This window comes from Allobosea sp. FG18 (assembly GCF_057809495.1).
This window is the reverse complement of record NZ_JBMDKB010000016.1, coordinates 138,458-162,058: the sequence shown is the minus strand read 5'-3', so window position 1 is coordinate 162,058 and position 23,601 is coordinate 138,458. Positions and strand designations below refer to the sequence as shown.

Below are 23,601 nucleotides of genomic sequence, written 5' to 3'. Positions count from 1 at the left end.
AAACGTTGGAAACGCTTGCACGCCAGATACTTAGAGACCGTTTGGAGATAATGCCTTGGCGCTCCCTAGGGGACTCGAACCCCTGTTTTCGCCGTGAGAGGGCGACGTCCTAGACCGCTAGACGAAGGGAGCAGCGCTGGCCGAGGGCGCCTATGTAGTCGGACAACCGCGCCGCCGCAACAGCTTTTTGCATCGTCCGCGCATAAAGATGCCAGACCGGCCTAAAAGCCTCCGAAAGGCCGTGCATAACCTCGAAAACCCCCAAGACTGCCTGGTCCCCGAGGATATCGACGAACGCCGGCCGGCTCTGCCCCCCACACGCAGTGCGCGGATTTCGTCCAAAGATGAACGATCGCCATCGGAAAACGATATCCGATGGCAACCATGCCCCAGGTTGCCCTTCGCCGCATGAAGCCTGATGCTGGCTCGCCCTTGGCCGGAGCAAGCTTGGCCGATGGCGGCGATCGGATAGCGGCGCACCATGGCGGAGTGGCGGATCGACATGCCGGACGACGAGGCCGAGCCCGGCCCCGGGCGCGCCTTGCCCGCGGCCGGCGGAGCCGGAGTCTCGCGATCGGCCGTAGTCTTCCTGCGTGAAACCGCGACACGCGCCCGCCTGACGCTCCGGGCCGGCCTGCGTGGATTGATCGGCATCGTCTATCCGCCGACATGCATCGCCTGCCAGGCTGCAACCGGTGAGGCGCAAGCCCTGTGCCCGGCTTGCTGGCGCGGCATCGGCTTCATCGCACGCCCCTATTGCGAGCGACTCGGCACGCCGTTTCCCGTCGATCTCGGCGCCGGCCTGCTCTCGCCGGCCGCGATCGCCGATCCACCGGTCTTCGCCCGGGCACGCGCCGTCTGCCGCTTCGACGGCACGGCGCGCGAACTCGTCCATCGCCTGAAATATGGCGACCGCGTCGAGCTTTCGCTGACGCTGGGCCGGATGATGGCGCAGGCCGGGCGCGAGCTTGCCGCCGAGGCTGACCTCATCGTGCCGGTTCCGCTGCACCGGACCCGGCTCTGGCGTCGGCGCTTCAACCAGGCTGCGGCGCTAGCCCGAACGGTCTCCCGGGAGACCGGATTGCCGCTCGTGACGACGGCCCTGACCCGGATCAGGCGGACGCGACAGCAGGTCGGGCTCACGCGTGCGCAGCGCGCCGACAATCTTCAAAGCGCGTTCCAGGTCTCCGCGGCCGCGCGCGGGCTGGTCGAAGGCCGGCGCGTCCTGCTCGTCGACGACGTGCTGACCACGGGCGCGACGGTCAATGCCGCCTCGCGCGCCCTGTTGCGGGCCGGCGCGAGCGCCGTCGACGTCCTGACTTTCGCACGGGTCGTGACGGATGGCCGGGAAGTCACTACATGAGGGACATCGCAAACAGAGACACATCCTCATGCCGCCGGTCACGATCTACACCACCTCCTGGTGCCCCTATTGCAAGGCCGCAAAGGCGCTGCTGACGCGCAAGAGCGTGGCCTTCACCGAGATCGATGTCGACGGCAAGCCGGAGCTGCGCCAGGCCATGACTGCCCGCGCCGGCGGGCGCACTTCGGTTCCGCAGATCTTCATCGGCGAGCGGCATGTCGGCGGCTCCGACGACATTCACGCCCTCGACGCCCGTGGCGAGCTCGACAAGCTCCTGGCAGCCTGAGGCGGAGCACTCCGCCCTGCCGCAGCCTCTTTCCTCTGACCCATTTGCCTTGGTGACCCCGCGCCACCATCTATGACGACATGATCCGTTACGCCCTCATCTGCGACAACGCCCACGAATTCGAGAGCTGGTTCGCCTCCTCGGCCGGCTTCGAAGATCAGGTAAGGCGCGGCTTCGTCACCTGCCCCATTTGCAACAGCGCGAAGGTCGAGCGCGCCGTCATGGCGCCCAATGTCGCGCGCACCGATCTCGGATCGAAGGCGCCGGAGCCCGCGGCGGAGGCTTCCGCTCCGGCGGCCGCGGCGCCTGCTCCGGTCGCATTGATGAGCGAGAAGGAAAAGGCCTTCCGCGAGATGGTGACCGCGCTGCACCGTCATGTCAGCGAGAATGCCGAGCATGTCGGCAAGCGCTTCGCCGACGAGGCCCTGAAGATCCATCACGGCGAGGCGGAAGAGCGCGCGATCTATGGCGAGGCGACGCCCGACGATGCCCGGATGCTCCATGAGGAAGGCGTCGATTTCCTGCCTCTGCCGCGCCTGCCGGGCTCGGGGAACTGACGCCCACCTTCATCGGTTCTGATCACGAAACCGCGCTCGCATCGACTTTCGCCGGTGCCGACATGACGGTTTTGTTAGCTCGCGCGAGGCCGCCCGGACGAAAATTTTCGGCGCGGCACCTTGGCCTTTTCCATTTTGGAACAAGGCGCTATCAGCCGGGCGTCTTCCTCGGGTAGGCGCGGCGAGGCCGTCTGCGCCCCCTCCCCCCTTCCGCCCCGGATGAACTTTCTGTTAAGGAATTCGCGGTTCCTTGCCGGCAATCCCGGTTTGCCGCCCTCGGCGATCACGGGTCCGGAACTCTGGAGGTTGCCGCATGAAGCGGACCGCGATCGCTGCGCATGGTCTTCGTTCCGGTGAGAAAATCCGGCATGGCAGCAAGGCGATCCCGCTTCTGATTGTGCTCGCGGCGCCTGTTCTCGGCGCCTGCAGCCTGTCCCCGGTCGAGACCGCCGCCACCTCCGCTGTCGCCGCTCCGGCCGCGAAGGAACCTGCCAGAGCCCGCAAACACGCCGTGGCGCTGGCCAAGGCCGATCCGCGCGAGAAGGAATGCCTCGTCCGCGCGATGTATTTCGAATCGAACCGGTCGAGCGAGTCCGGCCTGCTCGGCGTCGGCACCGTCGTGATGAACCGCGTCGAATCGGCGAAATATCCCGAGACGATCTGCGGCGTGGTCGGCGCACCCCGCCAGTTCGCCGCCGGCGTCCTGACCCGCCCGATGACCGACAAGGTCCTGCCGAAGGTCGAGGCCATCGCCGAGGATATCCTCAACGGCCGCCGCAACGAATCTGTCGGCGCCGCCAAGCATTTCCACATGGCCGGCCTGCGCTTCGGCTACAACAACATGCATTACGTGACGGTGGCGGGCGGCAACGCCTTCTATGTGAGGGGCGAGCGTCCCGAGCGCCGCCGCATCGAGGAGCCGACGATCCAGCTCGCCTCGGCCTCCACCGCCGCCATCCCGCTCACGACCGTGTCTTCGTCGGCAACGACGGCGACCTCCTTCGCCTCGGCGCCGCTCGCCTTCGCGCCCGAGGCGCCCGCGCCGCAGCGGCCGACGCTCGAGAGCCCGATCGCCACGCTGATCAAGAACGCACCGCTGCCGCCTGGTCGGCCGCTTGATCTCGACCTGCCCAAGGCTCCCTTGCGCGCCTTCGTCGCCCCGCCGAAGGACGACCGCCGCGTGGCGCTGCTGCAGGCCTCCGATATCCGTGGCAGCCTACCCTCGCGGTAAGCGTCGGCCCTTCGGGGCCTTACCCGCATCGTCAGCCTAACGTCGCACGGGACATCGCCGAAGCTCTGGCGTTATCTTCGCCGCAGTGCAACATTCAGATTGCTCTGCAATATGGGGAGACGCCATGACCGCGACGGACAAGGGCGGCCGGGAAACGGCCCAGCGCGACAAGCCGTGGATCTTCCGCACCTATGCGGGCCATTCCGACGCGGCCGAATCCAACCGGCTCTACCGGACCAATCTTGCCAAGGGCCAGACGGGCCTGTCCGTCGCCTTCGACCTGCCGACCCAGACCGGCTACGACCCCGACCACGTCCTGGCGCGCGGCGAGGTCGGCAAGGTCGGCGTGCCGATTTCCCATCTCGGCGACATGCGGGCGCTGTTCGACCAGATCCCGCTGGCGCAGATGAACACCTCGATGACGATCAACGCGACGGCGGCCTGGCTGCTCTCGCTCTATATCGCCGTCGCCGACGAGCAGGGCGCCGATCGCAAGCTCCTGCAGGGCACGACCCAGAACGACCTCGTCAAGGAATACCTATCGCGCGGCACCTATGTCTTCCCGCCGCGCCCCTCGATGCAGCTCACCACCGATATCGTCGTGTTCACGGCAAATGAATTGCCGAAATGGAATCCGACCAACGTCTGTTCCTACCACCTGCAGGAGGCCGGGGCCTCCCCGGTGCAGGAACTCTCCTTCGCGTTGGCGACGGCCATCGCCCTGCTCGATTCGATCCGCGCCCGGCCGGAGGTCTCGGCGGAGGAATTCCCCGGCACGGTCGGCCGCATCTCGTTCTTCGTGAATGCCGGGATGCGCTTCGTCACCGAGCTCTGCAAGATGCGGGCTTTCGTCGAGCTTTGGGACGAGATCACGCTCGGCCGTTATGGCATCGCCGATGAAGCGATGCGGCGCTTCCGCTATGGCGTGCAGGTCAACTCGCTGGGCCTGACGGAGCCGCAGCCGGAGAACAACGTCTACCGCATCCTGATCGAGATGCTGGCGGTCACGCTCTCCAAGAAAGCCCGCGCCCGCGCCGTGCAGCTGCCCGCCTGGAACGAGGCGCTGGGCCTGCCGCGCCCCTTCGATCAGCAATGGTCGCTGCGCATGCAGCAGGTTCTCGCCTATGAGACCGACCTGCTCGAATTCGGCGACATCTTCGACGGCTCTACCGTGGTCGATGCCAAGGTGCACGAGCTCAAGGCCGCCGCGCTGGAGGAGCTCGCCAAGATCGACGACATGGGCGGCGCGCTCGCCGCCGTCGAGAGCGGCTACATGAAGATGGCGCTGGTCGAGAACGGCGCGCGACGCATCGAGGCGATCGAGCGCGGCGAGCAGGTCGTCGTCGGCGTCAACAAGTTCACCAATAGCGAGCCCTCCCCGCTCTCGGCCGGCGACGGCGCCGTCGTGACCGTGCCGGATTCGGTCGAGACCGAAGCGATCGCCCGGCTCAAGGCCTGGCGCTCCGCCCGCGATGCCAAGGCGGCCGAGGCGGCGCTCACCGAGCTCGCGGCCAGCGCCCGCGAGAACCGCAACGTCATGCCGGCCTCGATCGCCTGCGCCAAGGCCGGCGTCACCACCGGCGAGTGGGCGCAGACCCTGCGCGAGATCTTCGGCGAGTACCGCGCCCCCACCGGCGTCGATACGACGAAGCTCGGTGATGCCACCGGTCTCGCCACGGCGAAGGCGGCCGTCGAGAGGGCGACCGAGCGCTTGGGCCGCGCGCCGCGCTTCCTCGTCGGCAAGCCCGGCCTCGACGGGCATTCGAATGGCGCCGAGCAGATCGCCGTGCGCGCCCGTGATGCCGGGATGAGCGTCAGCTATGGCGGCATCCGCCAGACGCCGGAGGAGATCGTCAGCGAGGCTCGCGAGCAGCAGGCCGACATCATCGGGCTCTCGATCCTCTCCGGCTCGCATCTGCCGCTGGTGCGCGACGTCACGGCGCGGCTGCGGGTCGCCGGCATGGATGTTCCCGTGGTGGTCGGCGGCATCATCCCACCCGATGACGAAAACGCGCTCCGCAACATGGGTGTCGCGCGGGTCTATACGCCCAAGGATTTCGCACTGGACGGCATCATCGCCGATGTCGCGGGGTTGGCGGCGAAGGGGTAGCGCTCCAAAAGGGGCGGCTGTCATCCCGCACGCGCTGCGGCGCGGAGTGCCGCTGCGCAGATGCGGGACCGTCATCAGGTAAGGCGCCCTCTCGTCACGCGGTCCCGTGTCTGCGTCGCAGCACTACGTGCCGCAACGCGCACGGGAAGACACCTTCCGAGACGCCCTCAGACCATCCCCACACTCTTCAGCTGCTGATAGGCCTTCAGGATCTCCTGAAGCGTACCCTCGCGCGAGCGGTCGCCGCCATTGGCGTCTGGATGGAAGCGCTTCACCAGTTCCTTGTAACGCGCCTTGATCGCGACGGAATCGGCGGTGTCGTCGAGGCCGAGTGTATCCAGCGCCTTGCGCGCCACGATGCCGACGCGCGATTCCGGCTGTGCCGCCTGCTGCTTGTTGCGGGCGCCGAACAGGTTGAAGGCGTCGTGCATGTCGGCGCTGGCCTCGCCGTTCGCCCTGCGGCCGCGCTGCGACATCCGCGCCGCCTTGGAATTGACGCCGAGCTTCCAGGTCGGCCGATGGCCGATCTCTTCCTGCTTCGCGTAGGCGGCCAGCGCATCGTCGTCCATGCCGGCGAAATAATTGTAGGTCGCGTTATAGGCCTTCACATGCTCCATGCAGAACAGGAAGAACTGGCCCTCGCGGCCGCGCCCCTTCGGCGCACGGAACTCGCCCGTGCGCGCGCAGCCCGGATGGCTGCAACGCGGCGCATCGCTCTCGGCCGGCGCTTCCGCCTCGGAAGCTCCGATCCTGATGCTGTCGAAAAGGCGCGAGTTGATGTTCATCGTCGACGGGTTATGAAACGCAGGGCTCAGGGCGGCAAGTGCGATGCAGCGCATCGCCGAACCGACAGAACAATCATGGCAACGGTGGCGCGATCATGACCGCAATCAGTGAAAGAATCACGCACAAGCTGACCGCGGCCTTTGCGCCACAGGCGCTCAGGGTCATCGATGAATCGCACCAGCATCAGGGCCATGGCGGCTGGCGCGAGGGCGGCGAGACTCATTTCAGGGTCGATATCGTGTCGGAAGCCTTCGTCGGCAAGAGCCGGCTCGAACGCCACCGCCTCGTCAACGCGGCTCTGGCACAGGAACTGGCCGACCGCGTCCACGCCCTGGCGATCGCGGCAAAGGCTCCGGGTGAGGCGTAAATCCCTCTAGCGCTTCGGCCGGGCCGGCGACAGCGCGTAGATCGCGACCGAGGCCAGCAGCAGCGCGGCGAAGGCCCAGTGCAGGTTGGCGAAGGTCTTGGCCGCATCGAGCCCTGCGGCACGCTGCTCGGCGATGAACCAGCCGGAGGCCGACTGAACCGCCGCCGCCCCGGCGATGAAGAGGAAGTTCACGAAGGTCATGCCGCGCCCGATCAGATGCTCGGGGAAGAACTGCCGCGCATGCGCCATCAGGATGGCGTAAGTGAAGCCCGCCGCGCCGACGAGCGAGAACAGCGCCACCGCGGTCAGATGCGATTGCTGCCCGCTCAGCGCCAGTGCGACGAAGCCGAGCGCCGTCAGCAGGGTCCCCCAGGTGACGATCGTCTTGGCCCGGCCGGTGCGGCTTTCGAGCCAGCCATAGACGAAGGCGCCGACGATCATCGCAGCCGCCATGATCGAGGCCGCATGGCCGGCCGCGACCGGATCGAAGCCATGGACCTGCGTCATGAACGGCCCGATCCAGAGCCCGCGCGCTGTGGCGACGATGGCATAGCCCGTGATGGTCAAGGGCGCGAGCAGCCAGAGCGGCTTCAGGGCGAGGATGCTGGCGAGCCCCTGCAGCAGCCCCTCGTCGGGCGTGGCGGAAGCCGGTCGCGGCGGCGGGTCGCGCACCAGCGCCACCGCCAGCACGGTCGCGACGAGGAAGCCCACCGCCATCGCCATCATCGCGCCGCGCCAGCCGAAATGTCCGGCGGCGATGGCGAGTGGCGCGGCGCCCGCGATATTGCCGAGCGAGCCCAGCGCGATGAAGAGCGAGGTGAGCAGACCGAAGCGCTGCGGCGCGGCATTGCGCGCGAACAGGAACAGCGAGGACATGAACACCGGCGAGCAGCCGATGCCGATCAGCGCCATAGCAAAACCGGCGGTCGCGGCGCTGCCGGCCTGTGTCAGCAGGAAGGCGCCGACGGTGCCGATCGCCATCGCGAAGGCCACCGTCCGGCGCGGCCCGAGCCGGTCCAGCGCCCAGCCGACCGGGAACTGCGCCAGCGCGAAGGCAATGAACCAGGCGGCGCCGAGCAGGCCGAAGGCGGCCGGGCCGATGCCGAGATCGGCCATGACAGGCCCGGCGATCACGCTCAGGAAGGAGCGGTAGAAGATCGAGAGGACATAGGCCGGCAGCAGCGCAATGAAGACGATCACGTCGGGAGTTCCGCTTCTGCCGGCTGGTAGGAGGCTTACTTGATGCGCTCGAGCACGGAGACGTAGTTGGCGACCGCCGCTCCGCCCATGTTGAAGATGCCGCCAAGGCGCGGGCTGTCGAGCTGCATACCCTCCGGCGCCTCGCCGGTGAGCTGCATGGCCGAGAGCACATGCATGGAGACGCCGGTCGCGCCGATCGGATGACCTTTGGCCTTGAGGCCGCCGGAGACGTTGACCGGCAGCTTGCCGTCCTTCTGCGTCCAGCCTTCCTTGATGGCCCGCGCCCCGTCGCCTTCCTTGGTCAGGCCCATCGCCTCGTATTCGATCAGCTCGGCAACGGTGAAGCAGTCATGCGTCTCGACGAAGGAGAGATCGTCAAGCGTGACGCCGGCATTGGCCAGCGCCTTCTTCCAGGCCAGCGCGCCGCCCTCGAATTTCAGGATGTCGCGCTTCGACATCGGCAGGAAATCCTGGACATGGGCCATGCCGCGGAAGCCGACGGCGCGGCGCATACGCAGCGCCGTCTCCTCGTCGGCCAGCACCAGCGCGGCGGCGCCGTCCGAGACCAGCGAGCAGTCGGTCCGCTTCAGCGTGCCGGCGACATAGGGGTTCTTCTCGCTCTCCTCGCGGCAGAAGGCATAGCCGAGATCCTTGCGCATCTGCGCATAGGGGTTGGCGACGCCGTTCTTGTGGTTCTTCGCCGCGATCATCGCGAGCGCATCGGACTGGTCGCCATGACGCTGGAAATAAGCGGCCGCGATCTTGCCGAAGACGCCGGCGAAGCCGCCCTGAACCTCGCTGTCCTCCGGCAGGTAGGAAGCCTTGAGCAGGTTCTTGCCGATCTCGGGGCCAGGCGTCTTGGTCATCTGCTCGACGCCGACGACGAGCACCACCTTGGCGTCACCCGCCTTGATCGCGCGCACGCCCTGATGCACGGCGGCCGAGCCGGTGGCGCAGGCGTTCTCGACGCGGGTGGTCGGCTTGAAGCGCAGCGCCGGGTCGGCCTGCAGCACCAGCGATGCCGTGAAGTCCTGGGCGGAGAAGCCGGCGTTGTAATGGCCGAGCACGATCTCGTCGACATCGTCGGCGGTGATGCCGGCATCGACAAGGGCCTCGACCGCCACCCGCACGATCAGGCTTTCGACGGTCTCGGCATCCTGCTTGCCGAACGGTGTATGGGCCCAGCCAACGATCGCAGCGCTCATGGCGAAATCTCCCTTACTGTGCAGTTACACGTTATTTTGTCAGCCCGGAGCCATCGGGCAAGCCGGTATCCGCGCATGGTGGCCGTGCACGGATCGGCTGGCGGGCTTCTGCCTCCAGAACTAGCCGGCCCGCCCGCTCATCGCAACGCCAGCGAGAGCAGCAGCCCGACGCCGCCGACGATCATCGCCATGCCCAGCATCTCGCGCCGGCTGGTGCCCTCCGCGAATAGTTTGCGCGAAGCGATCTGCGCCAGCGGCACCTCGATCAGCGCCAGCGTGCGGACATTGGCCGCCGTCGTCAGCGAGAAGCCGATGAACCAGAACTGGGAGGCGGCCGCGCCGAGGAAACCGGCCGAGAGCGAGCGGCGCCAGCTCTTCAGGCTGAGGATGAGCGCCTGTCGGTCGGCGACGAGCATGTAGACGACCAGCAGAATGGTCTGGAGCCCGAGGCCGAGCACGAGAATGGTCGAGGCACGGATCAGGAATGAGCCCTCCGGCAGGGCCTGGATGCCGCCACGGAAGCCGATTGCCGACAACGCGAAGAAGGCGCCGGAGACGATGCCGAACACAGCGGGCCGCAGGCCGGCCCGGGTCAGCTTCTCGCCGGGCTTCCACGACACGACGATCACGCCTGCCGTCGCGATGGCGATCGCCAGGAACTTCATCGGCGTCAGCGCGTCGCCGAGCAGCAAGGCTCCGAACAGCGCGACCTGCACCGGCTCGGTCTTGGTATAGGCTGTGGTCACCGCGAAGGAGCGCTCGCGCATCGCCGCCAACATCAGCGCGGTGGCCGCGATCTGCGTCAGCGCGCCCCAGAGCGTGTAGCCGAGCGAAGCCATGCCTATCTCTGGCGGCAGGCGTTGCAGCCCGAGGCAGGCCAGCGCCAGGAACAGCATCGCGAAGGGCAGGCCGAAGAGGAAGCGCACCTGCGTCGCGCCGACCACGCCGATGATGTCGGTCAGCGAGCGCTGCGCCAGATTGCGCGCGGTCTGCAAGAGCGAGGCGGCGATGGTCGCCGGTATCCAGAGAAGGCCGAAAGCCACGCGACAAGCCTCGGGAAAGCAAGAGAACCCGTCGCTTGTGGACCGGCTGCGGCAGCTAGGCAAATCGCTCCGCAAGGGGTAGGTATGCATTCACGGGCGGGCGATTGTGGCGGCCGTCTCGAAATTGCCGCATGCGTCGCGTTGAACCCTGCGCCGTCGCTATCCGCAAGACGCTACCCGCCCGCTTCGAGCAAGACAGGTTCAGACCCGCCCGATGATCGCTTCCCGCCTCGCAGCCGCCCTCGCCCTCGGCGCCGTCCTGACGGGGCCGGCCCACGCCGGAACGAGCCTCGTCGTCGATGCCTCCAGCGGCGCCGTGCTCTCGAGCGAGAATGCGAACCAGGCCTGGCGCCCGGCCTCCACGACCAAGATGATGACGATCTATCTCGCGCTGAAGGCGGTGCGGGAAGGACGGCTCGGCCTGGAGACGGCGATTCCGGTCTCGAAGCTCGCCGCGAGCCAGCCGCGCGTGAAGGTCTATGCAAGGCCGGGCCAGGAGATCACGCTCGACAACGCCCTGCGCATCATGATGGTGAAGTCGGCCAACGACATCGCCTATGTCGTGGCCGAGGGCGTCGGCGGCGATGTCCCGACCTTCGTCGCCATGATGAATGCGGAAGCGCAACGCCTCGGCATGCGCGACACCCGCTTCGCCAATCCCAATGGCTGGGACCATCCCGACCAGCAGACCAGCGCCCGCGATCTCGCCGTACTCGCCATGGCGCTGATGCATGATTTCTCACAGTACTCCGATTACTGGGGCACCTCGGCCGTACAGCTCGGCAAGCAGGTGATGCAAAACACCAACGGACTGGTCGGGCGCTATTCCGGCGTCAGTGGCATGAAGACGGGCTTCACCTGCGCCTCCGGCTTCAACGTCGTCGCTACCGCAAGCCGCGGCGGGCGCACGCTGATCGCCGTCGTGCTCGGTTCGACCTCGGGCACCGACCGGACGGTGAGAGCAGCCCAGCTCCTCGATGACGGCTTTGCCGCCTGGGGCGGCACCGGCTACAGCGTCGCCTCGATGCCGCCGAGCGGCACCCGCGCGCCCAATATCTGCGACGATGTCCGCCGTCGCGGCGGCGGCGTCGCTCTCGCGGATGATGCCGACATTTCCGGCCCGATCGCAGCCGGCATGTCCACCGGCGACGCCAATTCCCCCGATGGCGGGCGCTTCGCGATCTTCAACGCCCAGTCCGCCCCGCAATCGTCCGGCTCCGTCGCAACCCGCTCGCCGCGCGGGCGTGTCGTGCTCGGCCCTCGCGCCGAGGCCGTTCCGATGCAGGTCTCCTTCGGCCGTAGCCCCGGCTCGGCCTCGGCCCCGCTCGCGGCCAACGCCACGGCGCAGCCGAGTTCGCGCGTCGCGCGCGGCACCCCGACCATCGAGCCGGAAGCCCCGGTCGCCGCCGGCCTCGTCGTGCCCTCGACCCGCCGCACCGCCTCGAACAATGGCGCGATCCCGCGCGGCGCCACCGCCTTCGCGCCGGCGAGCGCGCCGGTCCAGCCCTCGACCGAGGCCTTCGAGGGTGGCCCGCTGCGCCTCCAGGGCTCGGTGCAGTCCGGTGCGGCCAATGCCGCGAGCCTGCGCCCCGGCGCGGCCGCAGGCATCAAGCCGGCCACGCGCACTGCGAAGCCCGAGAAGGCGCAGGCCGCCAAGGTCCAACCGGCAAAGACCCAGCCGGCGAAGGCGCAGCCGCTCAAGACCCCGCCGGCTCGTACGGTGCCAGCGAAGCCCAAGCCCTCCCAGGCTGCCGTGAAGCCGCCGGCGGCCAAGCCCGCCGCCGGAGCCAAGGCCAAGCCCGCCAACGACGCCTGAGGCCTGGTTGGACCTGAGGAGCCCTGACCGGGACCGAACCGGCGAACGCCAGGGCCTCGTCCTCGCGCTCGCCTCGGCCGCTGCTTTCGGCACCAATATCGTCAGCGCCCAAATCGCCGGGCAGGCGGGTCTCAGCGGCCCGCTCCTCGTCTTCTACCGCGTCCTGCTGATGCTCGCCCTCGCCGGCGGCGCCGCTCTCATCTGGCGCGCCTCGCTCGCCCTGAAGCGCGGCGAGCGGCAGCCGGTCCTGCTCTTCGGCCTGGCGACGGCGCTGGTCGGCATCGCCTATCTCTCCTCGGTCGCCTTCATTCCCGTCTCGGTCGCCGCGGTGGTGTTCTACACCTTCCCGGTCCTGATCGTGCTGGCCGAGCCCATCCTGACCCCGGCCCCGTTGCGGGCCGACAGGCTGGCGGGCGCGCTCGCAGCCTTCCTCGGCATCGCCCTCGTCGTCGGCCCCGACCTGCACGGGCTCGATCCGCGCGGCCTCGCGCTCGCCATGCTCGCAAGCGTCAGTGCCGCCGCGCAATTCTTCGCCGCGGCGCGCTGCGCTGAGACGCCGACCCTGCCCAAGCTGTTCTGGTCGCATGTCGTCATCCTGCCGGTGACCGCGCTGGTGCTGCTCGCCACAGGCGGCTTCCTGCCGCCCCAGACCTTCCTGCTCGCGCCGATCGCAGTCGCCATCACCTATGGCGGCTATATCGTCGGCTTCCTCTTCCAGATTCTCGCGCTCGCCCGCGTCGCGCCCGGCCCTGCCGGCCTCGCCTTCTGCGCCGAGCCGGTCTTCGCCGTCATCATCGCCGCCTTCGTGCTCGCCGAGCGGCTGGGCCCGCTGCAATATGCCGGCTGCGCCCTTGTCATCGCGGCCATCGCCACTAATGTAATACTAGAACAAACGAGGCGGAGCGTCGTGCCTGCCTAGATCGTCACGCGCCCTGCCGGGCGCGCAGAAGACGATCTTTCCCACTGATGGGACATCGGATTGACCCGATGTCCTCGAGGCTTTGCGACCCATGACCGGCGATCCCGCCCGCCCCCTCCCCGTCCCGCTCACCCTGCTCACCGGCTTCCTCGGCGCCGGCAAGACCACCTTGCTGAACCGCCTGCTGAAGGACCCGGCGCTGGCCGGGACGCTCGTGCTCGTCAACGAGTTCGGCGAGATCGGCCTCGACCATCTGATGATCGAGGGCGTCGAGGAGAATATGATCCTCCTCGAATCCGGCTGTCTGTGCTGCACCATCCGCGACGACCTCATCGTCACGCTGGAGGATTTGCTGCGCGGCCGCGACAACGGCCGCATCGCCCCCTTCTCGCGCCTCGTCATCGAGACGACCGGCCTCACCGACCCCGCGCCGATCCTCAACGTCCTGATCAACCATCCTTATCTCGCCATGCGCTTCCGGCTCGACGGCGTCGTCACGCTGGTCGATGCCGTCAACGGCATGGCGACGCTTGACGCCCATGAAGAGGCCCGCCGACAGGTCGTCGCCGCCGACCGGCTGGTCCTGACCAAGGCCGAACTCGCCGCGCCGGATGATGTCGCCGCCCTGCGGCAGCGCCTCGACGGCCTCAATCCAGGCATCGCCATCCTGCCGCCGGACGCACCCGCCGCCGAGCTGATCGGCGCCGGCCTCTACGATCTCGCCAAGCAGCCGCAGGCGTTGCGCCTCTGGCTGGCCGAAGACGCGTTGCCTGGCCACCATCACCATGGGCACGATCACCACCACGGCGATCATCACCACCATCACGGGCACGATCACGCCCATGGCCAGGACCCGCATGACGTCAACCGCCACGACACCTCGATCCGCGCCTTCGTCCTGACGGCGGAACAGCCGGTCGCCCGCACCACCTTCGAGCTGTTCTGGACCCTTCTGCGCTCGATCCACGGCCCGCGCCTGCTACGGCTGAAGGGGTTGGTCGATATCGCCGGCGAACCCCGTCGCCCCCTGCTCGTTCATGCCGTCCAGCAGATCCTGCATCCGCCGATCCAGCTCGACGCCTGGCCGGATGCCGATCACCGCTCCCGCCTCGTCCTGATCGTCAGGGATATCGAGGAGGACACCGTCCGCAAGCTCTGGTCGGCCTTCCTCGGGCAGGCCGCCACGCAGCCCCAGACCGCCTGAGTACCGGCCCGTTTCTTGAACCTGACCCGGCGAGAGGCAAGGCACGCCAACCTGCCTTGCCGTTCCGGCACAGCAATGCGCCAGAACGATCCAGGAAGGGTACGGGCGGATGAGCACGATCAGAGCTCTGGCGGCGACCGAAGGCAGCGCGACGGCAACCCTGCCAAACCTGCCACTGCCTCGCCCGGATGCAGCGATCTATAGCGAATTGCGCGCGCTCAGTGCCTGCGATGCCATCCGCCACGAATGGGCCGACCTCGCAAGCCGCGCGCTCGAGGCCAATCCCTGCCTCGAGCCGGGCTTCGCGCTTGCCGCCGCGCAGCACCTCATCTCCTTCCGCGATGCCGAATTGATGCTGCTCTGGCAGGGCGATCCGAGCTCGGAACGCCGCCACCTCGTCGGGCTCGTTCCTTGCCGGACGCGCCGCCATATCTTCGCGGCCGACACGCTGGAAGGTTTCGCCGATCCGCGCCTGCTGAACGGCACGCCGCTGCTCGACAGCACCTTCGCCGCCCCCGCCCTCGCCGCCTTCCTGCGCGACTGGCGTCGGTGCGGCCATGCCAGCGACGCCTTTTCCCTGTCGGGAATCGATCCTGCCGGCGCCTTTGCCGCCACGCTCGCGCGCGTCGCCGACGGCCAGGGCGTGGCGGTTGGCTGGCAGCCCGTCGTTGGACGCCGGCTCGAGCTTCCGCCCACCGCCCGCATCGCCACCTCCGACGAAGCCTTGCGGGACAAGGGCCGCCTGATCCTCGCCGAGGCCACAAACCAGGCCGACCGGCGCGACGCCGTCGAGATCCTGCTGGCGATCGAAGCCTCCGGATCGCGCGGCCGGGCCGGCAAGGCGACGCTGCAGGACACCCGCGAGGTCGGCTTCCTGCGCAGCATGAGCCGCGATCTCGGCCGGCAGAAGCTCTGCCGCGTCGCCGTTCTGGTGCTGGACGACCGGCCGATCGCCGCCGCGCTCACGCTCGGAAAGGGCACCTCCTGCTGGCTCTATCACGGCGTCGGCGACGAGGCCCATGCCGCGCTGGAGCCCCTGCCGATGCTGCTCGCCATGATGCGCAAGGCGCAGCCCTCGCGGCAGATCCTGCTGCCCGGCGGCCTGCCGCTCTTCGGCGCCCGTGAGGAGGCCTTCGGCACGATCCGCCTCACGCGACGCCGGGCGCAAGGCTCGCGTCGGCCGGTCGATCTTGCGGCCCGGATGCGCGAGAGGATCGTGCGCTCGCTGTTCAGGCCTCGGCCCGCAGCAGTCGACGGATGATCTTGCCGGTCGTCGTCAGCGGCAGCTCGTCACGGAAGGCGATCTCGCGCGGATATTCATGGGCCGAAAGCCGCGCCCGCACGAAGCCCTGAAGCTCGGAGACCAGGGCCTGCGAGCCACCATGGCCGGGCTTCAGCACGACGAAAGCCTTGACGATCTCGGTGCGCAGCGGGTCGGGCTTGCCGACGGCCGCCGCCAGCGCCACGGCCGGATGGCGCAGCAGGCAATGCTCGATCTCGCCGGGCCCAATGCGATAGCCCGAGGAGGTGATGACGTCGTCGTCGCGGCCGATGAAGCGGACATAGCCCTCCTCGTCCTGCACGCCTTCGTCGCCGGTCGTCATCCAGTCGCCGACAAACTTGGCCGCCGTCGCCTCCGGGTTGCGCCAGTATTCCAGGAACATCACCGGATCGGGCCGACGCACGGCGATCTGGCCCTCCTCGCCGGCGGCGCAGACCGTGCCGTCCGGCCGGATGATCGCGACCTCATGGCCGGGCACCGCCCTGCCGATCGTGCCCGGGCGGCTGACACCGATCGCAGCGCTGGAGGCGAGCACGAGATTGCACTCGGTCTGGCCATAGGCCTCGTTGATCGTGAGTCCGAGCGCCTCGCGCCCCCATTCCAGCGTCTCGGCGCCGAGCGCCTCGCCCGCCGCCGCGACCGTGCGCAGGTTCAGGCGCCAGCGCCCCTGCGGGCTGCCGGCGCCGCGCATCATCCGGAGCGCCGTCGGCGGCACGAAGGCATTGCGGATGCCGAGATCCTGGATCAGCCGGTAGGCCTCCTCGGGCTCGAAGCGGGTCACCGGCCGCGCCACCACCGCGACGCCGAAATGCAGTGCCGGCAGCAGCATGTTGAGCAGCCCGCCCGCCCAGGCCCAGTCGGCCGGCGTCCAGGCGAGATCGCCCGGCCGCGGCATGAATTCATGCGGCATCTGCACGCCCGGCAGGTGGCCGGGCAGAACGCGGTGGCCATGCAGCGCGCCCTTCGGATTGCCTGTTGTCCCCGAGGTGTAGATCATCAGTGCCGGATCTTCCGGCGTGGTCTCAACCGGGGTGAAATCCGGGCTGCCTTCCGCCAGCAGCGCGTCCCACCCTTCCACCACGCCATCGGCACCGTCGGTCGAGATACGCAGAGCCAGCTCCGGCAGCGGCTGAGTGATCTGGCCGAGCTTCGCCAGCCCGCCGGCATTGGTCACGACGACCTTGGCGGCCGAGTCGGTCAGGCGATAGGCCAAGGCATCGACCCCGAACAAGGCCGCCAGCGGCACGGCGATCGCGCCGAGCTTGTAGGCGGCGAGATGCGCGGTCAGCACCGCCCGCCCCTGCGGCAGGAGGATGGCGATGCGGTCGCCCCGGCCGACGCCACGCGCGCGCAAGGCACTCGCCAGCCGGTTCGAATGCTCGCGCAGCCAGCCGAAGCTGACCGGGCTCACCTGCCAGTCCGTGGAGACCTCGATGATGGCCGGACGGTCAGGTGCGATAGCGGCCCAACGGTCGCAGACGTCGACGGCGATGTTGTAGCGATCCGGGATGCGCCAGCGGAAACTCTCGCGTAGCGCGGCATAATCGGGCAGGTCTGGCAGGATCAAAATCGACGTCCGGTGGGAGGCGCGGCACGATAGGCAGGCCGCCCCCCTCTGTCACCCGCATCTTGCGTATCATCTCCCAGCGTAACGATGCGCTCAGAACATGCGTTCGCTGGCCGGTGGAAGATAGGCGTCGGTAAAGGCATCGCCGGCCCGCACCTTGTCACGGAACGCGCCCGCCGAAGCGAGCTGGCCCAGCGCCTGCCCCCAGCGCTCGCTGTCGATCCCGCCAAGCCCGTGTGCGCGCACATAGGGCGTCAGCACATTCCGCTCGATCACCGCGGCGAGCTTGTCGCGTTCGACCTCGAGCTGAGCGCTTTCGTTACGGCGCAGGACCAGCTGCGCGCCGGCACCCGGATTGACGGCGGCGTCGCGGATGCCGCGCATGACGGCGCGCACCAGCCCGCGCACGGCATCGGGCTTGCTCGCGATCAGCTTGCCGGACACGATCACCGCGCTGCCATAGAGCAGCAATCCGTGCTCGGCCATTTCCATCAGCACGATGTCGTCGCCGGGCACGCCGCGCGCCCGGAGCGAGACGGCGGTGGAGGAGCCGAAGGCGAAGAGCGCGTCGATCTCGCCCGAGGCCAGCATCGGCTCGCGCACCGGCACGCCGATGGTCTCGATCCGGATCTTGCTGTCGTCGATCTTGTTGAGGCTCTTGAAGAGCGGCCATTGCGCAAAACTGGCATCGATGCTGGCCGTGCCGAGCTTGCGGCCTTCGAGGCTCGTCGGCGCGGTGGTGATCCCCCGGCTCTTGCGGCCGATCAGGGCGTATCCCGGCCGGTCATGCACGATCATCACCGCCGTGAGATCGGAACTCGGATTCTCGTCGCGGAAACGGATCAGCGCATTGATATCGCCGAAGCCGGCATCCTGCGTTCCCGACGCCAGCCTCTGGAGCATGGCACGCGCGCCATTGCCCGGCTCGATCACGACATCGAGCCCTTCGGCACCGAAATAGCCTTTGTCCTGCGCCGTCAGGAACGGCGCCGCCAGCGCATCGAAACGGCGGTCCAGCGCAAAGCGAACGGCGGTGTTTCCCTCGGCGCGAGCCACCCTGCCCCCGGCGAAACAGGCGGCCAAGCCCCCCATCGCCAGTTGTCCGAACCCGCGCCGACACGGCATTAGGGAACGAGAGGGCGAAGCGATCGGCATATCTAGCCTCCGGGCGCCTTGCTGGCTGGAACACGGCACATCCGTGCGTTCCGTCTTCCTGACATCATAAGATGTTGAAATGCCGTCAACATGACGGAAGTTCCATTACAAATTCGGGCTTCTTTCGATCTTGCCTTGCCCTGTCACGATGGATTGCGCCAGCTTCGCAGCCGCGACGCCCCTGCACCTCCCACGAATGAAGGAGGAGCCGGGAAGCCCCTCCTTCATTGACGCCGCCGCGTGAAAACGCTGTCAGGCGGCGCGATAGCGCGCCAGCCAATGCGCGTAGGGCGCAGGCAAAGTCGCCCAGGCCGGGTTCTCGACACCGAGCGCCTGTGCCGCCGCATAGGGCCAGTGCGGATCGGCGAGCAGCGGCCGGCCCAGCGTCACCAGATCGACCTTGCCTTCGCGCACCAGCGCGTCGGCCTGTTCGGGCTTGCTGATATACCAGCTGGTCGAAGCCGGCAGGCCACTCTCGCGACGCACCCGCTCGGCGACTGGGCCCAGGAAAGCCGGCCCCCACGGGATCTTCGCCTCGGTGGTCGAGAAGCCGACGCTGACATCGATGAAATCGAGTCCCTCGGCCTTGAAGCGCTTCACCAGTTCGATCGACTCGGCGAGCGTCTCCTCGTCGCGCCCGTCATACTCGATCACGCCGAGCCGGGCGGAGAGCGGCCGGTTCTCGGGCCAGACCTTGCGGACGGCCGCCAGCGTCTCGATCAGGAAGCGGCTCCGGTTCTCGAAGCTGCCGCCATAGGCATCGTCGCGCTTGTTGGCATGCGGCGACAGGAAGCTCTGCGCGAGATAGCCATGGGCGAAATGCAGCTTCAGCCACTGGATGCCGATAGCGCGGGCGCGCTCGGCCGCGGCGACGAAATCGCCGCGCACGCGCTCGATATCCGTCGCGGTCATAGCACGCGGCACACGCCCGAGCCCGCCGCCATACGCCACCGCCGACGGCGCGATCGTTTCCCAGCCGCGCTCGTCATTGGCCGGGATATGGTCGTCGCCTTCCCAGGGCAGGTTGGCGCTGGCCTTGCGCCCGGCATGGCCGATCTGGATGCCGGTGACGGCGCCGGCCTTGCGCATCTCGGCGACGATCGGTGCCAGCGCTTCCGCCTGCCCGTCATTCCACAGCCCGAGGCAGCCGGGGGTGATCCGGCCTTCTGGCGAGACACCGGTCGCCTCGATCACGACGAGGCCGGTGCCGCCGCGCGCGAGCCCGGCGAGATGTGCCCGGTGCCACTCGTTGGCGACGCCATCCTGCGCCATGTACTGACACATCGGCGAGGCGACGATGCGGTTGCGAAGGGTGACGCCCTTAAGGCTGAAAGGCTCGAACAGGCCAGGCATGATGCGGCTCCGCGCAGTGGATTTCTATATTTCGATAGTTCGATATTTTTCGAATTTTGGCAAGCTAAAAACCCTGTGATAGACTGCGTTCATGCGCCATGCCCGCCTGCCCGCCTCCGAAGAAATCGCGCTCGAAGACGTCTTCCACGCGCTGAGCGACCCGTTCCGGCTCGAAGTCGTGCGCCGGCTGGCGGTCGAGGGCGAGCAAAGCTGTCAGGCTCTCGAGGGCGACCGGCCGAAATCCAGCGTCTCCCACCATTTCCGCGTGCTGCGCGAGGCCGGGCTGATCCGCACCCGCAACGAAGGCGTGACCCGCATGAACGCCCTGCGTCGTGACGATATCGAGCAGCGCTTCCCCGGCCTGCTCGCCTGCGTCGTTCCCAAATCGAGCGAATGATCCGCGCCCGGTTCCGCTCAGCGTGCCGCCAGCCTATGCTCGCGCCATGAGCCTCCCCTACCGCCCCAATGTCGGCATCGCCCTGTTCAATGCGCAGGGCCACGTCTTCGCTGGCCGCTCGCACAGCGCCGGCCCCGAGATCGTCCTGCCCGGCTTCGACTGGCAAATGCCGCAGGGCGGCATAGACCCGGACGAGGACATCGTCGCCGCCGCCCGCCGCGAGCTGGAGGAGGAGACCGGCGTGACGCAGGCAGAGTTGCTTGCCGTGACCGACGCGTGGTGGAGCTACGACTTCCCGCCCTATGACGGGCCCTGGCACAAGCTCGCCGCCTTCCGCGGCCAGCGCCAGCGCTGGGTCGCTTTCCGCTTCACCGGCAGCGAGAGCGCGATGGATATCGGCAAGCCCAATGGCGACGAACCGCCGGAATTCAGCGAATGGCGCTGGTGCCTGCTCGCCGAGATGCCGGGCCTGGTCGTGCCGTTCAAGCGCCCGGTCTACCAGAAGGTGGCACAGGCCTTCGCCGCTTTCGCGGCGACCTGAGCTCTGCTTGTCATTCCGGACAAGCCGCGAAGCGGCGCAGATCCGGAATCCACCCAAGGGCGCGACACCCAGTCGTGGTTTCCGGGTCTCCGCTTCGCTCCGCCCGGAATGACAAGATACGCATTCAGAAACAAAAAAGGGCCGCTCACGCGGCCCTTTTTGCATTCCGAAGCTCAGGCGCGAATTACGCCGCCTTACGCTGCTCGAAAACGTGCTTGAACTCCTGCAGCTGCACCAGCGTGTCCTGCAGGCGCTTCTTCTCGTCATCGTTATGCGAACCGGCGAGACGGGTCTCGGCGGTCAGGATTTCGGCATCGAGCACGGCGGTGTCGACGTCCTCTATGAAGCGGCCCTGCTCGGCCAGGATCGTCGTCGACGTCTGGTTGACCTCGACGAGGCCGCCATTGATGAAGAATTCCTTGCCGTTGCTCTCGGTCGTCTGGACGAAGACGATACCGGCCTTGAGCGTCGCGACGAGCGGCGCATGGCCTGCGAGCACGGTCATCTCGCCCTCGACTGAGGGGATGATGACGCTGACGACGTCGCCCGAGAACAGGATGCGCTCCGGCGAGACGAGTTCGAACTTGAAGGTGGCCATCGCCTGTCTTTTCCTCCGACGTCACCCCGTTCGCCGGACGACGCCGGGGGCCATGCCAGATGTGTCAACAATCCATGCTGGGCATGGTTCCGGGCGGCCGGAGCCGCCCGAAAAGAAGGATACGCGAAGCTTACGCGGCCTCGGCGGCCAGGCGCTGCGCCTTCTCGACGGCTTCGTCGATCGAGCCGACCATGTAGAAGGCCGCTTCCGGCAGGTGGTCGTACTTGCCCTCGACCAGACCCTTGAAGCCCTTGATCGTGTCCTCGAGCGGGACGAGCTTGCCGGGCGAGCCGGTGAAGACTTCCGCGACGAAGAACGGCTGCGACATGAAGCGCTCGATCTTGCGGGCGCGCGCCACGGTCAGCTTGTCGTCTTCCGAGAGCTCGTCCATGCCCAGGATCGCGATGATGTCCTGCAGCGACTTGTAGCGCTGGAGGGTCTGCTGCACCGCGGTGGCGACAGCGTAGTGCTCCTCGCCGACGATGTCGGCCGAGAGCATGCGCGAGGTGGAGTCGAGCGGGTCGACCGCCGGGTAGATGCCCTTTTCCGCGATCGAACGCGACAGCACGGTACGGGCGTCCAAGTGAGCGAACGAGGTCGCGGGCGCCGGGTCGGTCAGGTCGTCCGCGGGGACGTAGATCGCCTGCACCGAGGTGATCGAGCCCTTGTTCGTGGTGGTGATGCGCTCCTGCAGGTTGCCCATGTCGGTGGCGAGCGTCGGCTGATAGCCCACCGCCGACGGAATGCGGCCGAGCAGCGCGGACACTTCCGAGCCGGCCTGCGTGAAGCGGAAGATGTTGTCGACGAAGAACAGAACGTCCTGGCCCTTGTCGCGGAAGTCCTCGGCGATGGTCAGGCCGGCGAGAGCGACGCGCATGCGGGCGCCCGGGGGCTCGTTCATCTGGCCATAGACCAGGGCGCACTTGGAGCCAGCGGTCGAACCGTTGTTCTCCTTGGGGTTCTTGTTGACGTTGGACTCGATCATCTCGTGATAGAGATCGTTGCCCTCACGGGTGCGCTCGCCGACGCCGGCGAACACGGAGTAACCGCCGTGGGCCTTCGCGACGTTGTTGATCAGCTCCATGATCAGCACAGTTTTGCCGACGCCGGCGCCGCCGAACAGGCCGACCTTGCCGCCCTTGGCGTAAGGCGCCAGCAGGTCGACGACCTTGATGCCGGTGACGAGGATCTGGGCCTCGGTCGACTGCTCGGAATAGGCCGGGGCCGGCTGGTGGATGCCGCGGGTGGCGGAGGTCTTGATCGGGCCGGCTTCGTCGACCGGCTCGCCGATGACGTTCATGATGCGGCCGAGCGTCTCGTCGCCGACCGGAACCGCGATCGGGGCGCCGGTATCGGTGACCGACTGGCCGCGGACCAGACCTTCGGTCGAGTCCATCGCGATGGTGCGGACGGTGTTCTCGCCGAGATGCTGGGCGACCTCGAGGACGAGGCGGTTGCCGAGATTGTCGGTCTCGAGCGCGTTCAGGATCTCCGGCAGGGCGCCGTCGAACTGCACGTCGACGACGGCGCCGATGACCTGGGCAACGCGGCCGGTGCCGGTGTTGGCGGGCTTCTCGGCGGTCTTCTTGGTGGTCTTGGTAGCGGCTTTGGCCATGGCGGAACCTCGGGACTAGCGCATTCGGATGTGACGGCAGCCGGCGGCTTGCGCCACCGGCGAAGATTAGGCGGTTAGAGCGCTTCCGCGCCGGAGATGATCTCGATCAGTTCCTTCGTGATCATCGCCTGACGCGAGCGGTTGTAGATCTGCGTCTGCTTCTTGATCATCTCGCCGGCGTTGCGCGTGGCGGAGTCCATCGCAGACATGCGCGCGCCCTGTTCGGAAGCGGCATTCTCGAGCAGCCCGCGCAGGACCTGAACGGTCAGGTTGCGCGGCAGCAGCGCTTCCAGGATCTCGCTCTCGTCCGGCTCGTAATCGTAGACCGCGTCGGTCTGCTTCGTCCCTTCCGGAATCTCGGCCGGGATGATGCGCTGCGCGGTCGGGATCTGGGCGATCACCGAGCGGAAGCGCGAGAAGAACAGCGTCGCGACGTCGAACTCGCCATTGCCGAAGCGGGCCAGCACGTTCTGGGCGATCGCCTCGGCATTGACGAAGCCGACCTGCTTGAACTCGCGCAGGTCGATGAACTCGATGATATCCGCAGCGAACTGGCGACGCAGGATATCGTAGCCCTTCTTGCCGACGCAGATGATCTTGACCGTCTTGCCCTCGGCCTTCAGCGCATTCGCCTTGTCGCGGGCGAGGCGCGCGATCGAGGAGTTGAAGGCGCCGCACAGGCCGCGCTCGGCGGTCAGCACCAGCAGCAGATGCACCTTGTCGGAACCCGTGCCGGCGATCAGGCGCGGGGCGCTCGAACCGGACACGCCGGAAGCGAGGTTCGACAGCACCGTCTCCATGCGCTCGGCATAGGGACGCGCGGCCTCGGCGGCCGTCTGCGCCCGGCGCAGCTTCGCAGCCGCGACCATCTGCATGGCCTTGGTGATCTTCTGCGTCGACTTCACCGAAGCGATGCGATTGCGTAGGTCCTTAAGGGACGGCATCCGATCTTGATCCCCTACTCGTCAGCCGCAACGGACGCGGCAACGAAGCAATCCAGAGAAGC

At 67.8% G+C, this 23,601-nt stretch carries 22 protein-coding genes and 1 tRNA gene; 12 read left to right on the top strand and 11 right to left on the bottom strand.

Annotation, left to right across the window (positions count from 1 at the left end; all coding sequences use genetic code 11):
• Positions 1-56: 56 nt before the first annotated feature.
• Positions 57-132: transfer RNA gene (locus tag ACODTJ_RS18380), tRNA-Glu, on the bottom strand.
• A 349-nt stretch (positions 133-481) separates the two neighbouring features.
• Here ACODTJ_RS18380 and ACODTJ_RS18375 point away from each other — a divergent pair.
• The 5 genes from ACODTJ_RS18375 (at position 482) to ACODTJ_RS18355 (ending at position 5,547) form a co-directional block, all read left to right on the top strand.
• Positions 482-1,363 carry a ComF family protein gene (locus ACODTJ_RS18375; protein WP_454655295.1) on the top strand — a complete coding sequence of 294 codons (882 nt, stop codon included), beginning with the start codon at positions 482-484 and terminating at the stop codon, positions 1,361-1,363.
• Between the two features lie 28 nt (positions 1,364-1,391).
• On the top strand, positions 1,392-1,649 hold the full coding sequence (grxC, locus tag ACODTJ_RS18370) for a glutaredoxin 3 (RefSeq protein WP_454655293.1): 258 nt from the start codon (positions 1,392-1,394) through the stop codon (positions 1,647-1,649).
• Between the two features lie 80 nt (positions 1,650-1,729).
• Positions 1,730-2,206 carry a DUF1178 family protein gene (locus ACODTJ_RS18365; protein WP_454655292.1) on the top strand — a complete coding sequence of 159 codons (477 nt, stop codon included), beginning with the start codon at positions 1,730-1,732 and terminating at the stop codon, positions 2,204-2,206.
• A gap of 313 nt (positions 2,207-2,519) precedes the next feature.
• A complete protein-coding gene (locus ACODTJ_RS18360; protein ID WP_488849566.1) occupies positions 2,520-3,437 on the top strand; it encodes a cell wall hydrolase in 918 nt (305 codons plus the stop codon).
• Between the two features lie 124 nt (positions 3,438-3,561).
• Positions 3,562-5,547 (top strand): methylmalonyl-CoA mutase family protein, encoded by a 1,986-nt coding sequence (locus ACODTJ_RS18355; protein WP_454655289.1) that lies wholly within the window; start codon positions 3,562-3,564, stop codon positions 5,545-5,547.
• 167 nt (positions 5,548-5,714) lie between these two features.
• Here the strand turns inward: ACODTJ_RS18355 and ACODTJ_RS18350 are convergent, their stop codons facing one another.
• Positions 5,715-6,332: a DnaJ domain-containing protein gene (locus ACODTJ_RS18350; RefSeq protein WP_454655288.1), complete on the bottom strand. Its 618-nt coding sequence runs from the start codon at positions 6,330-6,332 to the stop codon at positions 5,715-5,717.
• 95 nt (positions 6,333-6,427) lie between these two features.
• On the opposite strand from ACODTJ_RS18350, the gene ACODTJ_RS18345 reads away from it, so the two are divergent.
• Positions 6,428-6,700 (top strand): BolA family protein, encoded by a 273-nt coding sequence (locus tag ACODTJ_RS18345; protein WP_454655286.1) that lies wholly within the window; start codon positions 6,428-6,430, stop codon positions 6,698-6,700.
• A gap of 6 nt (positions 6,701-6,706) precedes the next feature.
• Here the strand turns inward: ACODTJ_RS18345 and ACODTJ_RS18340 are convergent, their stop codons facing one another.
• The 3 genes from ACODTJ_RS18340 to ACODTJ_RS18330 all read right to left on the bottom strand — a co-directional run bounded on the left by ACODTJ_RS18340 (position 6,707) and on the right by ACODTJ_RS18330 (position 10,148).
• Complete coding sequence (locus ACODTJ_RS18340; RefSeq protein WP_454655285.1) at positions 6,707-7,900, bottom strand: MFS transporter; 1,194 nt, start codon at positions 7,898-7,900, stop codon at positions 6,707-6,709.
• Positions 7,901-7,935: 35 nt separating this feature from the next.
• On the bottom strand, positions 7,936-9,105 hold the full coding sequence (locus ACODTJ_RS18335; protein WP_488849565.1) for an acetyl-CoA acetyltransferase: 1,170 nt from the start codon (positions 9,103-9,105) through the stop codon (positions 7,936-7,938).
• 137 nt (positions 9,106-9,242) lie between these two features.
• Positions 9,243-10,148 carry an EamA family transporter gene (locus ACODTJ_RS18330; protein WP_454655283.1) on the bottom strand — a complete coding sequence of 302 codons (906 nt, stop codon included), beginning with the start codon at positions 10,146-10,148 and terminating at the stop codon, positions 9,243-9,245.
• Positions 10,149-10,362: 214 nt separating this feature from the next.
• On the opposite strand from ACODTJ_RS18330, the gene ACODTJ_RS18325 reads away from it, so the two are divergent.
• From ACODTJ_RS18325 to ACODTJ_RS18310, 4 genes are all read left to right on the top strand, one after another.
• Positions 10,363-11,964, top strand: coding sequence for a D-alanyl-D-alanine carboxypeptidase family protein (locus ACODTJ_RS18325; protein ID WP_488849564.1), 1,602 nt, complete (start codon positions 10,363-10,365; stop codon positions 11,962-11,964).
• Positions 11,965-11,971: 7 nt separating this feature from the next.
• Positions 11,972-12,883 (top strand): DMT family transporter, encoded by a 912-nt coding sequence (locus tag ACODTJ_RS18320; RefSeq protein WP_454655279.1) that lies wholly within the window; start codon positions 11,972-11,974, stop codon positions 12,881-12,883.
• Positions 12,884-12,974: 91 nt separating this feature from the next.
• Complete coding sequence (locus ACODTJ_RS18315; protein ID WP_488849563.1) at positions 12,975-14,087, top strand: CobW family GTP-binding protein; 1,113 nt, start codon at positions 12,975-12,977, stop codon at positions 14,085-14,087.
• 109 nt (positions 14,088-14,196) lie between these two features.
• Complete coding sequence (locus ACODTJ_RS18310; protein ID WP_454655276.1) at positions 14,197-15,348, top strand: GNAT family N-acetyltransferase; 1,152 nt, start codon at positions 14,197-14,199, stop codon at positions 15,346-15,348.
• Here ACODTJ_RS18310 and ACODTJ_RS18305 read toward each other — a convergent pair.
• The 3 genes from ACODTJ_RS18305 to ACODTJ_RS18295 form a co-directional block, all read right to left on the bottom strand.
• Positions 15,317-16,933, bottom strand: a complete 1,617-nt coding sequence (locus ACODTJ_RS18305; RefSeq protein ID WP_488849568.1) for an AMP-binding protein — start codon at positions 16,931-16,933, stop codon at positions 15,317-15,319. The genes ACODTJ_RS18310 and ACODTJ_RS18305 overlap by 32 nt on opposite strands.
• Positions 16,934-17,029: 96 nt before the next feature.
• Positions 17,030-17,992 (bottom strand): ABC transporter substrate-binding protein, encoded by a 963-nt coding sequence (locus tag ACODTJ_RS18300; protein WP_454655274.1) that lies wholly within the window; start codon positions 17,990-17,992, stop codon positions 17,030-17,032.
• Positions 17,993-18,343: 351 nt separating this feature from the next.
• Positions 18,344-19,444 (bottom strand): NADH:flavin oxidoreductase/NADH oxidase, encoded by a 1,101-nt coding sequence (locus tag ACODTJ_RS18295; RefSeq protein ID WP_454655272.1) that lies wholly within the window; start codon positions 19,442-19,444, stop codon positions 18,344-18,346.
• A 91-nt stretch (positions 19,445-19,535) separates the two neighbouring features.
• Between ACODTJ_RS18295 and ACODTJ_RS18290 the strand changes: the two genes are divergently transcribed.
• Positions 19,536-19,841 carry an ArsR/SmtB family transcription factor gene (locus ACODTJ_RS18290; RefSeq protein WP_454655270.1) on the top strand — a complete coding sequence of 102 codons (306 nt, stop codon included), beginning with the start codon at positions 19,536-19,538 and terminating at the stop codon, positions 19,839-19,841.
• Between the two features lie 46 nt (positions 19,842-19,887).
• Positions 19,888-20,382 (top strand): RNA pyrophosphohydrolase, encoded by a 495-nt coding sequence (locus ACODTJ_RS18285; protein ID WP_454655269.1) that lies wholly within the window; start codon positions 19,888-19,890, stop codon positions 20,380-20,382.
• A 184-nt stretch (positions 20,383-20,566) separates the two neighbouring features.
• On the opposite strand, the gene ACODTJ_RS18280 is transcribed toward ACODTJ_RS18285, so the two are convergent.
• From ACODTJ_RS18280 to ACODTJ_RS18270, 3 genes are all read right to left on the bottom strand, one after another.
• Positions 20,567-20,980, bottom strand: a complete 414-nt coding sequence (locus ACODTJ_RS18280; protein ID WP_454655267.1) for a F0F1 ATP synthase subunit epsilon — start codon at positions 20,978-20,980, stop codon at positions 20,567-20,569.
• Between the two features lie 130 nt (positions 20,981-21,110).
• Entirely contained in the window at positions 21,111-22,595 is a 1,485-nt protein-coding gene (gene atpD, locus ACODTJ_RS18275) for a F0F1 ATP synthase subunit beta (protein ID WP_454655265.1), read from the bottom strand.
• A 74-nt stretch (positions 22,596-22,669) separates the two neighbouring features.
• Positions 22,670-23,539: a F0F1 ATP synthase subunit gamma gene (locus ACODTJ_RS18270; protein ID WP_454655263.1), complete on the bottom strand. Its 870-nt coding sequence runs from the start codon at positions 23,537-23,539 to the stop codon at positions 22,670-22,672.
• Between the last annotated feature and the right edge of the window lie 62 nt (positions 23,540-23,601).